11 protein-coding genes are annotated in these 13,361 nt (G+C 71.4%); 4 read left to right on the forward strand and 7 right to left on the reverse strand.

What is annotated here, in order from left to right; translation table 11 throughout:
• A partial coding sequence (locus VM681_06850) for a glycosyltransferase family 4 protein (protein HVL87704.1) occupies nucleotides 1-553 on the reverse strand: 553 nt, incomplete at its 3' end.
• A 58-nt stretch (nucleotides 554-611) separates the two neighbouring features.
• On the opposite strand from VM681_06850, the gene VM681_06855 reads away from it, so the two are divergent.
• Nucleotides 612-1,619: a methyltransferase domain-containing protein gene (locus tag VM681_06855; protein HVL87705.1), complete on the forward strand. Its 1,008-nt coding sequence runs from the start codon at nucleotides 612-614 to the stop codon at nucleotides 1,617-1,619.
• Nucleotides 1,620-1,622: 3 nt separating this feature from the next.
• Here VM681_06855 and VM681_06860 read toward each other — a convergent pair whose 3' ends face one another.
• Nucleotides 1,623-2,528 carry a hypothetical protein gene (locus tag VM681_06860; protein ID HVL87706.1) on the reverse strand — a complete coding sequence of 302 codons (906 nt, stop codon included), beginning with the start codon at nucleotides 2,526-2,528 and terminating at the stop codon, nucleotides 1,623-1,625.
• 125 nt (nucleotides 2,529-2,653) lie between these two features.
• Between VM681_06860 and VM681_06865 the strand changes: the two genes are divergently transcribed.
• On the forward strand, nucleotides 2,654-4,273 hold the full coding sequence (locus VM681_06865; GenBank protein ID HVL87707.1) for a carboxypeptidase-like regulatory domain-containing protein: 1,620 nt from the start codon (nucleotides 2,654-2,656) through the stop codon (nucleotides 4,271-4,273).
• Between the two features lie 131 nt (nucleotides 4,274-4,404).
• On the opposite strand, the gene VM681_06870 is transcribed toward VM681_06865, so the two are convergent.
• From VM681_06870 to VM681_06890, 5 genes are all read right to left on the reverse strand, one after another.
• The gene (locus VM681_06870; protein ID HVL87708.1) at nucleotides 4,405-5,583 is read right to left on the reverse strand and encodes an aminotransferase class I/II-fold pyridoxal phosphate-dependent enzyme; all 1,179 of its coding nucleotides are present in this window, start codon (nucleotides 5,581-5,583) and stop codon (nucleotides 4,405-4,407) included.
• 40 nt (nucleotides 5,584-5,623) lie between these two features.
• Complete coding sequence (locus VM681_06875) at nucleotides 5,624-6,829, reverse strand: hypothetical protein (GenBank protein ID HVL87709.1); 1,206 nt, start codon at nucleotides 6,827-6,829, stop codon at nucleotides 5,624-5,626.
• 153 nt (nucleotides 6,830-6,982) lie between these two features.
• Nucleotides 6,983-9,835, reverse strand: coding sequence for a DEAD/DEAH box helicase (locus VM681_06880; GenBank protein ID HVL87710.1), 2,853 nt, complete (start codon nucleotides 9,833-9,835; stop codon nucleotides 6,983-6,985).
• Nucleotides 9,832-10,635 (reverse strand): metallophosphoesterase, encoded by an 804-nt coding sequence (locus VM681_06885; GenBank protein HVL87711.1) that lies wholly within the window; start codon nucleotides 10,633-10,635, stop codon nucleotides 9,832-9,834. The genes VM681_06880 and VM681_06885 overlap by 4 nt, the downstream gene beginning before the upstream one ends.
• A 24-nt stretch (nucleotides 10,636-10,659) precedes the next feature.
• Nucleotides 10,660-12,126, reverse strand: a complete 1,467-nt coding sequence (locus VM681_06890) for an NAD(P)H-hydrate dehydratase (protein HVL87712.1) — start codon at nucleotides 12,124-12,126, stop codon at nucleotides 10,660-10,662.
• Nucleotides 12,127-12,188: 62 nt separating this feature from the next.
• Between VM681_06890 and VM681_06895 the strand changes: the two genes are divergently transcribed.
• Together VM681_06895 and VM681_06900 are read left to right on the forward strand one after the other, a co-directional pair.
• Nucleotides 12,189-12,617 carry a nascent polypeptide-associated complex protein gene (locus tag VM681_06895; GenBank protein HVL87713.1) on the forward strand — a complete coding sequence of 143 codons (429 nt, stop codon included), beginning with the start codon at nucleotides 12,189-12,191 and terminating at the stop codon, nucleotides 12,615-12,617.
• 58 nt (nucleotides 12,618-12,675) lie between these two features.
• On the forward strand, nucleotides 12,676-13,361 hold a 686-nt coding region (locus tag VM681_06900), incomplete at its 3' end, for a matrixin family metalloprotease (GenBank protein HVL87714.1).

A 13,361-nucleotide genomic window follows, 5' to 3' on the forward strand; every position in this document is an offset into this window, starting at 1 on the left:
GGGGCGGCCCGTCGACGCCCAGCATGGGAAGCGTCACGAGTTGCGAGGCGGGCGCGCCTTCGTCGGCAAGCTCGCGGCGCACGTGCTCGCTCACGCACGCAATCGCGCGCGCGTGCGAGCGCGCGAAGCGGAGGTAGCGCCGGTCGTTGGCGCGGCTCACCCGGCCAAGGACGCCGGAGCCCTCGCCGAACACGTTGTGCCACGTGACCACGAGGGGAACGCGCGCGCTTGCGCGCCGCATGGCGCGCGTCCAATCGGGCGCCCAGCGGTAGTGGAAGTCCACGACGTCGGGCGAAAACGACGCGGCCGTCTCGAGCACGCGCCGGGAGAGAAGGGGTGCCGGGTTGTACGGGAACGACGACCACACGAACGATGGGCAGCGGAGGATCTCGTACCCGTCGTCGCGCTGCCGCGCGCTCGTCCCTGGCAGCCGCGCGCACAGCACGGCGACCTCGTGGCCCTGCCGCGCAAGCTCCCGCGCCTGGCCGTCGAGCCGCCGCTCGATCCCCCCGCGATACGGCAGGAAGTAGGGGTTTGCCAGGAGGATGCGCACGGCGCTCGAACCCCCGGTCGCCGGAAAAGTTCTTCGCCGGGCGGATCGTGCGCGAAGCGTGCGCTTCCTGTTCGAGCTTTCGGGCGAACACCCCACCCTCCCGGCCCGCGAGGCGCTTGCGGTCCTCTCGCTGGCCGGGCCCTCCGCCGTCCTCGACGAGGACGAGGGCGTTCTGGTGGCGGAAGCCCCGCCCCAGGCGAAGGGGTGGCTGCCCAGGCTTGCGATGAGCCACTCCGTCCTGGAGCACCTGGCCTCCGTGCCGGCCCGCCGGGAAGACGTCCTGGAGGCCCTCGCGGGGGCGAAAGGCCGCCTGGGCGCCACGTTTGCCGTCCGCGCGACGAGGATGGGCGGCGCCGGCCGCGAACTTTCCGTTGCGACGCTCGAACGAGAGGCCGGCGCCCGGCTTGCCCAGCCCGCGCGCGTGGACCTGCGCGCGCCGGAGACCGAGGTGCGTGCGGTGCTGGCCGCGCGCGCGCACGTCGGGCTGCTGCTGCATCGGGTCGACCGCGCCGCCTTCGAGTCCCGCCACGTCCGGCGTCGCCCGTTCTTTGCCCCGATCACGGTCCACCCGCGCTTGGCTCGCTGCATGGCCAACCTCGCTCGCGTGCGGTCCGGGGAGCGGGTCCTCGATCCGTTCTGCGGCACGGGCGGCCTTGCGATCGAGGCGGGCCTGCTGGGGGCGCGCGTCACCGTGGGCGACCTCGATCCCCGCATGGTGGAAGGCGCCGCGCACGCGTTGGAGGCGGCCGGCGTGCGACACGAAAGCCGCGTGGCCGACGCGGCGCAGGCCGCCCTTTCCGGCGCGCCGTGGGACGCGATCCTCACGGACCCTCCGTACGGCCGGGGCGCGTCCTCACACCGCGAACCCCGCCTGGCGCTGTACCGTCGCGCGCTTGACGCTTTCGCCAAAGCGCTTCGTCCGGGCGGGAGGCTCGTCGCGGCGTTCCCGGATCCCGCCGTGATCCCGCTCGTGCGAGAGGTGCTGACGGTGGAGGAGGTCCACGCCGTACGCGTGCACAAAAGCCTCACGCGCCAGGTCGTCGTTGCGCGCAAGGACGACGGCTAGCGGTCAGGGGAAGGGACCGTCGGCGGCGACGAGGAAGAGCCCCTCCGGGGAGGTCGTGGCGGTGACCGCGTTGACGGCCGCGCTCGAGGAGCATGGGAATCCGATCGGAGCGAGCAGGACCGGCGTCGCGCCCACGAACGTGGAGGCGTGGAACTGCCACGAGCCCGCCGGCGCGTTCGAGAGGAAATGGCAGGGACCCGACGAGAACGGAACCTGCGGGCCCGTCACGCGCGTTTGGGCGACCTGTCCATTGGCGACAAACGCGGCGAAGGTCCGCTGCGAGGCCTGGAACGGCACGGAGAGGCCCACGCCGGCCTCCGCGCGGGTCATGGTGGGCGCGTAGGCGAACTGCGCGTGCGCCGCGCCGCGGAACGCCTCGTCGTACGCGAACAGGGCGCTCGTCGAGTTGTTGGACGCCGCCAAGATCGCGCCGACGGGTCCCCGAAGCTCGAACGACACGCGCCGCGTCGCGTCCGGGCTCGCGCCGGCGCCCGCGAACACCCAGGGGCCCGGCCAAAGGCCGTCCACGAGCAGCGTAACGGTGACGATCGTGGTTCCCCCGAACCGCTGCTGGACGAGCGTGTGGCCGAAGGGGATGCCCGCGACCTCCGTCTGCGCGTAGGCCTTGTGCTCCGTCTCCAGCACAAAGATGCCGCCGTGGAGAACGCGGACGCCGGAGGCCGTGAGAAGCCAGAAGCCAAAGCCGTCGTGCACGGGCCACTGTGCCGTCTCGACGCGAATGGAAAGCGACAGGGTGCCCCCGGCCGAGAGGTTGACCCGCCCGGCGAAGAACGCGTTGCCGGGTAGGGAATCGGCCGCGAGGACGACCGGGGGGAGCAGAGCCTGCGCCGGCGGCAAGGCCAAAGGAGCCACGAGCAGCGCGGGAGCCAGAATCGCAAGCGGGCGCACGGCGCCACCTCCGGCGGACAAGCGGCGGCGCCAGGCAAGAAGGTTCCCCCGCCACGCGTTTGGCAGGCCCCGAACATCCGCTCGCCCGTTTATATGGAAGCGGCCCCTCTGTCCATGCGATCCGCATGGCCTCCAAGATCCTCGTCGTTGCCGTCCTCGCCTTGGCCGCCACCATGGTCGCCGTTGCCCAGCCGGTCGACGCTCAGGGAACGATCACCGTTTCCGGCACCGTACGCGATGCCAACACCGGCGTCGCGATCCAGGGCGCGCAGGTCAACGTATGGAGCGAAGCGCGCGGGAACGAGACCTCGGTGCGCAGCGGCGGGTCCACGATGACCGACGCAAACGGCGCCTACCGCGTGGACATGGCGCCCGGCCCGATCGGGCTTTCCGTCTGGAAGGAAGACTACGTCTCGCACCACGAGAGCTTCGAGGCGTCTTCCAGCGTGCGCCGCGACGTATCACTTCGGCCCTTCCCACCCAAGACGGCGACCGTCACCGGCGTGGTCGTGGACGCCGCCACGGGCCGCCCGCTCTCGGACGCCTCGGTCGGCGTGTACCGCGTCCACCAGCCGGATCCGTGTCGCGGCGACGTCTGCATCACGGAAGGCGCGGCCGGATCGACGTCGTACGTGGAGCCGGCGCCCCCCGACGGGGAGTACCGCGGCAACGACGGAGGCTGGGCCAACACGGGATCCGACGGCCGCTTCTCCATCCGCGTGTACGGCGGCACGTACGCGGTGAGCGTGTGGCGCGAAGGGTATCGCGGCTTCCACGAGGAGATGGACGTGAACGAGGGCGAGACGCGGGAGGAGACGCTGCGGCTGCGCGCGATCCCCCCGCAATCGGCGACCGTCCGCGGCGTCGTGACGGACGCCAAGACCGGCAGGCCCATCGCCGACGCCTTCGTCGGCCTCGAAAACGCCGAGTGGGGCCAGTACAACGGCGCGGCCACCGGCCGCGACGGACGCTTCTCCGTTCCCATCCAGCCAGGGTACACGCTCGTCTGGGTCCGCTCGGGCTGGGGCCTCGACCACGCCGTCGGCGTGGACTGCGCGGAGGGACAGGAAGAGCCGTGCGCCGTCGACCTCGCGCGGCCCGCGATGGCTCACGGCTCCACCCACTACCCGTGGGTCGAGGCTCGCGTGCTTGCCGACGGACAATCCCTCGAGCTTGCGATCCGCCTGGAGCCCCGTCCCGAGGCGACGGCCACCATCCAGGGCTGGATCGTCGACGCCACCACGAAGGAAGGCATCGCAAACGCCTACGTCACCCTCCGGAACGAGGACACGGGCGACTGGGGACACGCGCAGACGGACGAGCACGGCAGCTACAAGATCCAGGCGCGGCCGGGCTACCACGTTGTGCACGCGGGCGCCAAGGACCACTTCCAGGCCGCAAAGACGTTCGTGGCGCGCGAAGGCGTCAACCGCGTCGACGTCGAGCTCCAGGAGGGCGAAGGCGCGGGATACTACGGCATCGCCTACGCCGAGGGCCGCATGGACAGCGCCGGCGGCATGTCCGGCGCTCCGTCGGTTGGCGATTCCGACATGCAAGGCACCGAAGGTACGCGACGCGCGCTTGGCCTTTCGGGAAGCCCCACCTACACGGGAAGCGGGGGCGGACTGGGACGTTACACGCCGCAATCCACGTCGACAAGCGACGTGCCCGCGCCCGGCCTGCTCGCCGCGGCCGCCGCCGTCGCGACGGCAGCCATCGCCGCAGGCTGGCGACGCCGCACGTGAGCAAACGGTCCACACGAAATCCCGACAACCGTTAAGCCCTCGGCACCCGTTCGAGGAAAACGGCAGCGGGATTTGGGAGGCAACCCGATGCGACCACCGGGGGGCCCTGGCCCCCCATCCATGTTCTTTCTTCACGCCCTTTCGAGCGCCTGCTCGAAATCGCGGCGAAGGTCCTCGAACGTCTCGATGCCCACGCTTGCGCGCACGAGGCCCGGACCGACGCCGCCGCGGGCGCGCTCCTCGTCCGACAGCACGCCGTGCGTCATGCTCGCAGGGTGCTGGACCAGGGTCTCCACGCCGCCGAGCGAGACCGCAAGGGTGGCCAGATCGACGGACTCGCAGAACCGCGCCGCCGCCTCGTGGCCGCCGGCAAGCTCGAAGGACAGCATGCCGCCGAATCCGCGCATCTGCCGCGCGGCGAGCGCGTGCTGCGGGAAGGTCTTCAGGCCCGGGTAATGCACGCGTGCGACCTTCGGGTGGCGCTCGAGGAATTCGGCCAGGCGCTGCGCGTTCTCGTTGTGCCGTGCCACGCGCACGCCAAGCGTCTTCAAGCCCCGCAGCAGCAGCCACGCCTCGTGCGGCGAGGGGGAAGCCCCGAGGATCTTGTACGTGAACCAGACCTTGTCGATCCACGAACGCGGACCGACCGCGGCTCCGCCCGTCGCGTCCGAGTGACCGCCCACGTACTTCGTCAAGCTGTGCAGCACCCCGGTGCAGCCAAAGGCCAGCGGGCTCTGGTTGAGCGGCGTCGCAAACGTGTTGTCGCACAGGACGGGAACGCCCCGACGGCGAGCGGCCGCGCACACCGCCGCAAGATCGGTGATCTCAAGGGTCGGGTTGGCGGGCGTCTCGACGAGCACGAGCTTCGTGTCCGAGCGGAAGGCGCGATCGAGGGTCTCCGGCTTGGCCGGCTCGAAGTAGCTGACCGAGCACCCGAACGGGGGAAGGACGCGGTCGAAGAGCTCCGTCGTCGCGGCGTACAAGGCCCGTTGCGCGACCACGTGCCCCGATCCGCCCATCGTCGCGATCACCGCCGCGCTGATGGCGCCCATGCCGCTTGCCGTGACGAGGCCCGCCTCGCCGCCCTCGAGGCCCGCAAGCGCCTCCTCGAGCTCGCGCGTTGTGGGGTTGCCCCACCGCGTGTAGAACCGCTCGGGCGCGGTCTCGCGCGCGTAGCGCGCGCCCTGCGCCGAGCTTTCGAGCGCGAAGGTCGCGGCCTGATGGATGGGCGCGGGCAGGGGGACGTTCCCGCTGCGCTTGCGCGCGTGGATGGCGCGCGTCTCGGGCGAGCGTTCCGCGGGGGCGGTCATGAGCCCCCCACCGCGGCCGGCAGGGATCAGGCTTTCGAGCCTAGGGCAGGCCGGGCGCCGGGACCGGGTAGGGCAGGATCTGGCCGTTGGCAAGCGTGGCCGTCACCTGTGTGGCCCGCGTCCCGATCATGAGCGCGCCCGTGTTCTTCGCGATCTCGGGCGGGTCGACGAGCACGATGTGCGTGAGGATGCCCGCCGCCTCCATGTTCGCGCCCACCGCGTCGCCCGTCCAGGTGTTGGCGCCCGAGCCCGAGTCGCCCGGCGCGATGGCGCCGTAGAAGGCGAAGTAGGTGGACCACCAGTGGATGGCGGCGCCCACGCGCGGCGTGCCGCCGGCGCCGATGCCCGTGCCGTGGCCGTAGTGCGCGACGCCTTGGGCAAGAAGCGGGTTTGGCGTCACCGACGGGGAGGCGCCCGTGACGTACGGGAATCTGTTCCAGCGCCAGCCGAGCGTGACGGTCGCCACGGCGCCCGTGAGCGTGTACGTGCCGCGCGGCCCGCCCCAGAAGCACATCGTGGGCGAGACGAGGCCCTGGAACTCGGAATCGACCGAGATGAGCGCCCAGTCCTTGCCGAGTCCGCCGTCGCCCGTGCTCTTCGAGAACTTCCCGAAGTTGAGGAGGATGGGCCGCAGAACGCCATCGCGGTTCCCCAGCGCGGCGACGACGGTGGCCGTGTCGCCCACGTTGCCGCAGTGGCCGGCCGTGGAGACCTGATAGTTTCCGGGCGACCCGTACACGTGGGCCATGGAGCACCAGCCGATGCCGCCCGTGAGCAGGAGAAGCCACGCGCCGGGTCGGATGCCAAGGCACCCCGTGCCGGCGAAGGTCGCCGGGGTAGGGCCGCCGTGGCTCTCGGGCTGCGCGAAGGCGTCGAGGAGCTTCGAAAGCGGCACGCGCTCGACGATCCCGTCCTTGTCGACCATCGTGGGCTCGGAGAAATCGCCGGCGAGCAGAACGTCGCGCGGCGGCAGGTTGTAGCGCGCGAGGTCCTCGTCCGTGGGCTCGAACTTGAGCGGCACGGCCGCGCCGGGCCCGTGCTCGTTCCACGCCCGCTCGTACCATCGCGCGAACCACTCGTCGCGGTCCCCGCAGCCGGCCCACGGGACAACGCCCACGATCTCGAGTTCGTCCGCCGCCGGCGCAACGCCCGTCGAGCCAAAGCCGGTGGCCGCGGGAAGAACGAGCGCCGCCGCCAAGAGGAACGTTCGGATGCCTACCCTGCCTGCGCGCTGTGTCGACGCCATGCGCCAAACCCCCTTCGTGTCGGCCCCCCGACGGGGCGGCAACGTGCGCCGGGGCACTTCAACGTTCGTCCGTTCGCGGGATCGTCTCTTGCGCAAACCACGCGGGTGACAACGACCGCGCCTGCGTTACTGCGCATGTGCGCAGTAAGCCCGTCAATCCCAAAACGCCCTCGTCCTCGCGTACGTCACTTCGGCCTCCAGCACGTCGCGAAGGAACGACGTCTCGTCCTCGCGCTGGCGCAGCAGCAGGCGCGCGCCCGTCTCCGGCCCGACCCCGCGGGCCACGAGCGCCATGACGGCGCGGCGGCCCTGGCTCATGACGAGGTTCGCCGCCATGTGGAGGCGCCGCCACTCCTTGCGCTCGTCCTCCGAAAGACGCGGGCGCTTGCCGTTTCCGTGGCGCGCGACGAGCTTCAAGGCGTTCGTGTGCCACGGCCGCAGGACGGCAAGCGTGAGCGCGCCGCACTTGCCGCAGCGGGGGCGCTCGGGAAGATCGCCCGGCCGCGTGCGGCTCGTCCAGGAGCAGCAGTTGAGGCACGCGAGCACGACCTTGGCCTCGGAGAGGCGCTGGTGCACGGCGCGAAGGATGGTGGCGTCGGCACGGGCCGGGCTGATGAGCTCGCGCCGCTCGTCGAGCCCCGCAAGCCCGATGGGCGAGAGGCCCTGCTGGGTGAGCGTCCACGAGCCGTCGCGCAGCTTGCGAAGCGCCTCGCGCGCGACGGCCAAGTCGAGCTTCTCGGAAAGGATCTCCCGGAGGGCCTCGTCGTGGATGGGCGTGCCCCGGAAAAGCTCCACGAGCTTCTCGGCCCGCACGCGCCGCCAGTCCGCCTCCCGCGAGAGCGCGCCGAACTTGCGCGCCACCTGGAGCATGCGGTAGCGGAGGTAGCCCGACCCGGTCACGATCAGGTGGACGAGGGGGTCAAGACCGTCGGGGTCGATGCCGTCGAGCGCCTGCTTCACGAGCGGCCCGCGGGCGGCGCGGGGGAGCGTGAGGATGACGCGGTAGGGGTCCGTGTCGAGGCCCACGCTCGTGCCAAGGCGCGCGGAAAGGAGCGACGAGAGGACGCGCCCCACCGTCTCGTTGCCCTTCGTGCCCAGGCACACGTTGAGGATCGCCTTGCCGTCGCCGATCTCGAGCGTGACGTCCGTGTCCGTGGGGATGGCGTACGAGGGCGCCTCCTTTCCTTCGGCCGATACGAGGCCCATCTGCTCCCGCACGAGCCCCACGACCCGCGCGATCGCCGCGTGCGTCCCCGGAAGCTCGCGCGCAAGGTCCGTCACGGCGTCGTCGGCCTCCTTCTCGAGGAGCATCCCGCCGATTCGCTTGCGGAGCGCCCCCACCTCCTGGGCGACTTCGAAGGGGACCGGGATCTCCTCCCCGATCCAGCTTGGGATCGCGCCCAGGGGGTCGGCGACCTGCTCGACGCGGATGGCCGTCTTCTCCGAATCGATCTCGAGCACGCGCCAGGGCCGCCCCTGGCAGATGAACACGGCCTGGGGCTCGATGAAGTTCGCCACGAAGTCCTCGTCGAGCACGGCCACCTTGCCGCCGGAGGCCACGTTCACGACGTCGAAGCTGCGGCGGTCGGGGATCATGCTCAGGTTCTCGAAGAAGTACGAGAGCCCCGCCTTGCCCTGGCGGTAATGGCCGTCGTCGGCAAACAGCAGGCGAAGCTCGCGCAGCTGCGAGACGACCGCGTCGAAGGTCGCGCGCGGCAGGTCCCGGAAGGGATCCGCGCGCGCGACGATGGAGAAGGCCGTGTCGAGGTCGCGCAGCCCCTCCACGCCCATGGCCACGAGCTGGTTTGCCAGCACGTCGAGCGGGGCCTTGGGAAGCGCGGGACGTTCGAGCTTGTCGTCCATGGCGCGCCGCGCGATCACGAGGGCCTCGGCCGCGTCGTCGGGGTCGGTCGCGATCACGACGCCGTTTGAAACGAGGTCGGCGCGATGGCCCGCGCGGCCGACGCGCTGCACGAGGCGCGCGACCTGGCGGGGGGAGCCCCACTGCAGCACGAGGTCGGCCTGCCCGATGTCGATGCCAAGCTCCATGGAGCTCGTGCAGATGAGCGCGCGAGCCTGCGCCTGCTTGAACCCCTGCTCGGCCGCGATGCGCACGTCCCGCGAGAGGGAGCCGTGGTGAACGACGACCGGATATTCGCCCCGCAGCATGCGGATGCGCGCCGCAAGGACCTCGGCCGTCTCCCGCGTGTTGACGAACAAGAGCGTGGCCTCGTGCGACTCGACGAGCGCAAGGGCGCGCTTCAGGTGGGCGGTGGGCTCGGCCCGCGCGTAGATGCGCGTCGCGTCCGCCTCGTCCTCGACGGTGGGCTCGGGCGACTCCACGCGCACCGACAGCCGCTTGGCCACCGGCACCTTCACCACCTCCACGTCCCGCCCCACGCCGCCCAGGAACGCGGCCACGGCGGCGGGGTCCCCCACCGTCGCCGAGAGGCCCACGCGCTGGTACTCGCCCGCGATGCGGCAAAGGCGCTCGAGCGCGACGGCAAGCTGCGATCCCCGCTCGTCCTCCGAAAGCTCGTGGATCTCGTCCACGACGACGCACCGAAGCGCCGCGAGATGGCCGCGGAGGTTGCGGCCCGTGAGGAGAACCTGCACGGTCTCGGGCGTCGTGATGAGCATGGCCGGCGGGTCGCGGCTTTGGCGCTGCCGCTCGGACGCGGGCGTGTCGCCGTGGCGCACGGCGACCGGGATCCCAAGCTCCTTTCCCCAGGACGCAAGGCGGCCCAGGAGGTCGCGGTTGAGCGCGCGAAGGGGCGTGACGTAGAGGATGGAGATGCCCCGCTTGCGCGGCGCCGCGAGGTGGCGGTGGAAGACCGGCAGCACGGCCGACTCCGTCTTTCCCATGCCCGTGGCGGCAAGGAGCAGCACGTGCTTTCCGGCGAGGATCGGCGGGATGGCCATGCGCTGGGCGGCGGTTGGCGTCGTGAACCCCTCGCGCAAGAGCAGGCTGCGAAGCGGGGGAGCAAGGAGCTCGAACTCGCTCATCGACCTCGTCGTCCTCCCGCCCTCAGCCGGCGTCGCCCCTGCCCGGTCGCAGCGTAGCGCCGGAGCGAGGCCACCGTGCCAAGGTCGATGCCGTCCACCGTGTGGATCTTCGCCTTCTCGACGTCGAAGACGCCGTTGCGAAGGAGCGGACCCAAGTATTCCTCCTTTTCGAGGGCGTTGAACGCCACGCCGCCCAGGAGGTCGTTGAAGTTCGGCATCACGACGAACTTGGCGCCGCGGGGCAGGTCCGGGAACCGCTCGCGGGCGGCCCGCGAGAAGGGGCCGCGGACCCAGCACGGCTCCTTGTGGCGGTGGCCAAGCTCGTCCACGAGGCTCACGTGGGGATGGTTGTGGCACGTCACGACGACCGACGCCGCCAGGACGTCGGCCGAGGGCCACGTGTGGCCGTGGCTGATGCCGACGTCCCCAAGCCGCATGCCCGTGGCCGGATGCTTTGTGACGTGCGGGGGAAGCTCAGGGAGATCCGCGTCGTGGTTCCCCGGCACGAGATCGACCGGAACGTCCAGCCCCTCGAACAGACGCACGAGCGCCGCGGACTCCACGCCGCTTGCGTGCGTGATCGTGTGCTTGAGGTCCCCGAGGATGGCCAGGCGATGGCAGCCGTTCTCGTCCAGCAGGCGCGCGAGGCGCTCACGCATCCGCTCGGTTTGGCTGGGCAGGCGCAACCCCTCCTGCCGAAGCTCCACCTCGAGGCCCACGTGGAGATCTCCGACGAGGAGCACGTCCTCGTCGCCGTGGAGGACAAGCGCACGTTCCGGAACGGCCGGCGTAAGTCGCACGCGGAGGCTTGCGCGCGGCCGGACTTATAGTTGACGCCGCGGCGCGGCCGGGAGCACGCGCGGGATCGCTTCGAGAAGGTCGGTCGCCAGCATGCCGTAGGATCGTTCTTGCGAGGCGATCTCGCCGGCGCGCCCTTGGATGTAGGCGCCCACGCGGGCCGCATCAAACGGCGACAGGCGCTTGGCCAGAAGCGCCCCGACCACGCCCGACAGCACGTCGCCTGTCCCACCCACCGCCATGGCGGGCGACCCGACGCGGCTGAGCTTCTCGCGCCGGCTGTCCGACACGATCGTCGTCGCGCCCTTGAGAAGAACCGTGCCGTCGAGCCTCCGCGCGAGCGTGCGGACCGCAAGGGCTCGCTCGTCCGGCCGGTCCTCCGGCGGCGGAGGCTCGCCCGCGAGGGCCTTGAACTCCCCCGCGTGCGGCGTGGCGACGGACAGCGGCGTGAGCTGCCGCTTCTCGCGCGCAAGCGCGTGCAGGCCGTCGGCGTCCACGACGACGGGCTTGCGCAGCTCCCGGAAGCGGTCCATCGCGAAGCTCACGCTGTGGCTTGCCGTCTCCGAGCGGCCGATGCCCGGCCCGATCACGACGGCGTCGGCCCGCGCGAGCCACTGCTCGAAGTCGGGCAGGTTCTCCCGATCGCCAAGGTCGAGATCGTAGTTGTTGAGGGAACGGACGACGATGTTGGGGCTTGCCGCCGAAACGATCTCGGCGGCGCGCCGCGGCGAGAGGACGACTGCCATCCCGGCGCCGGCCCGAAGCGCCCCGAGCGCGGAGAGGATGGGCGCCCCCGTGTACGGCCCGCCGCCCAACACGAGCACGACGCCCGCTTCGCCCTTGTGCTGCGTGGCCGACGGGCTCGGGTAGAGCGCAAGCTCGCCGGGTCCCGTGAACCGCGACGCCTCCGGCGGAATCCCGATGTCGGCCACCACGATGCGGCCCGAGTTGGCCTCGGTCGTGCCCTCCTTGACGTCGTGGAGCGCCACGGTCAGCACGGGACGCACGGCCCCGTCGTGGCCCAGGCCGGAGGGAACGTCGACCGAGACGATGCGGCGGGCGCGCCGGTTGGCCGCCTCGACCATGCCGCGAACCGGCTCGCGCAGGGGCCCGGCAAGCCCCGCGCCCACGAGCGCGTCCACAACGACGTCGGCCTCGGCGAGCATGCCCTCGAGCCGTCCCTGCGACGGGCCCTCGACGACCGGAACGTCGCGCGGCAAGAGCCGAAGCGCTTCGCGCGCGAGGCCGCGAAGGCGCGCGGCCGGATGCGAGGTCACGACGGACACGGGCCCGTGCGCCGAGAGCACGCGCGCGGCCACGAGACCGTCGCCGCCGTTGTTGCCCGGACCGCAGAGCACGAGCACGCGGCGGGGCGAGAGCGCGAGGACCTGCGCGGCCACCGCGCGCCCCGCCGCCTCCATGAGGCGCCACGTGGGAACGCCAAGGGCCGCCGCGTTCCCGTCGAGCACGGCGGTCTCGCGCGGATCCATCATCGGGCGCCCATCCCTCCGTGCCTCCATAAACCTTTATGCAAGCGCCGGGGCATCGCGAGCGCATGTTCCCCGGCGGCCGCATGGATCCGCGCAAGCTCTCGGCCATGATGAAGCAACTTGGGATCGACGTGAAGACGCTCGAGGACGTCGAGCGCATCGTGATCACGACAAAGGCGAAGGAGTATGTCTTCATCGACGCCGAGGTCACCATGATGAAGGCCCAGGGATCGCTCACCTACCAGATCGCGGGCACGCCCAAGATCGTCGATCGCGCGCCGGGAACCGGAAGCGGCGCGCCGGCCGCTCCAGCCGCAGCCGCCGCTCCGGCGGCCGGCGGGACGTCTCCCGGCCCCGCGGTCCCATCGTTCAGCGAGGCCGACGTCGCGCTCGTCATGGAGCAGGCGAAGGTTCCGCGCGAGAAGGCGGTGAAGGCGCTCGAGGACGCCGACGGCGAGGTCGCCACCGCCATCGTGAACCTCACGGGCGCTTAGGCCTCCGTTGCGAGGGTTCTCGGAACGTGCTTATGGTGGCCCACGGACCTGAAGCCCCGTGCACGCCCGCCGCCGTCCCCTTTTGGCCTCGATCCTTCTGCTGGCCGCCGCAACCCTGCCCGGCGTGAGCGCCCAGGACGAGCCCACCGCGCAGATCGCCATCTTCGGCGCCTGGGGCAAGACCGAGCTTTCCGTCGGGCTTCTCTTCCACCACCCGGCGTACCCCGGCATCGCCCGGCAGGCGATCGCGCTCTGGGAGCAGGCGTTCCCCTCGTTGTCGCTCCCGCTCGTGCCCGCGACCGTCGCTCCCGACATCCTCGTCACGGATTTCGTCCAGACCGCGGGCGGGTACGCATGCCCGTTGCCCGATTGCGGCGCCGGATTCGCCCTGCGCCAAGCCGGCGTCGCCAAAGCCGTTTGCGAGGCGGCGGGCGACGCATGCCCCGCGTTCCTGCGCGGACGGATCGACGGGCCGGTCGTGGTCCTCGTGCCGCCGTACGTAGGCGCAAGCGTGCTCACGACAAACGACGAGCGATTCAACTTCGTCCTGCACGAGTTCGGCCACGCCCTTGGCCTTGGGCACACGGACGTCCAGGGCGACGCGATGGAGCAGAACCTCAAGGGCGCCCGGCGCTGCGTCTCGAACCTCGACGTCCTGGCACTCGAACGGGCCTACGGCTTCCTTCCCGGCCCGTTCCAGGAACCGCCGCAGTCGCACGCCATCCCCGCCTCGCTGTATATGGG

It is taken from the genome of Candidatus Thermoplasmatota archaeon (assembly GCA_035541015.1).
Classification (GTDB): domain Archaea; phylum Thermoplasmatota; class SW-10-69-26; order JACQPN01; family JAIVGT01; genus DATLFM01.